Consider the following 291-nt stretch of genomic DNA (forward strand, 5'->3'; position numbering starts at 1 on the left):
GCGAGCGTTGCGCTAGAGGTCACGTTGATCACCAGACCCGATCGGCGCGCGCGGAACTGCGGAAGCACCGCCTGCGTCATGGCCATGGTCCCGAAGGTGTTGGTTTCGAAGATGTCGCGCACGGTTGCCAACGGTGTGGCCTCGAAGGCGCCGAAAAGGCCGAGGCCGGCGTTGTTCACCAGCACGTCGATGGGGCCGGCGGCCTCCAGCGTGCGTGCAATGCTCTCGGGGCGGGTCACGTCCAGCGGCAACACGCACATCCGCGCCGAGAGCGGCAACAGGTCGGTGCGC

General features: G+C 67.7%; 1 protein-coding gene. It reads right to left on the reverse strand.

Features of this window, described 5'->3' with window-relative positions; all coding sequences use genetic code 11:
* The coding region (locus AAHB17_RS24655; RefSeq protein WP_342133701.1) for an SDR family NAD(P)-dependent oxidoreductase at positions 1-291 on the reverse strand (291 nt) is incomplete at both ends.

It is taken from the genome of Hydrogenophaga sp. OTU3427 (genome assembly GCF_038440225.1).
In the GTDB taxonomy this organism is placed as follows: domain Bacteria; phylum Pseudomonadota; class Gammaproteobacteria; order Burkholderiales; family Burkholderiaceae_C; genus Hydrogenophaga.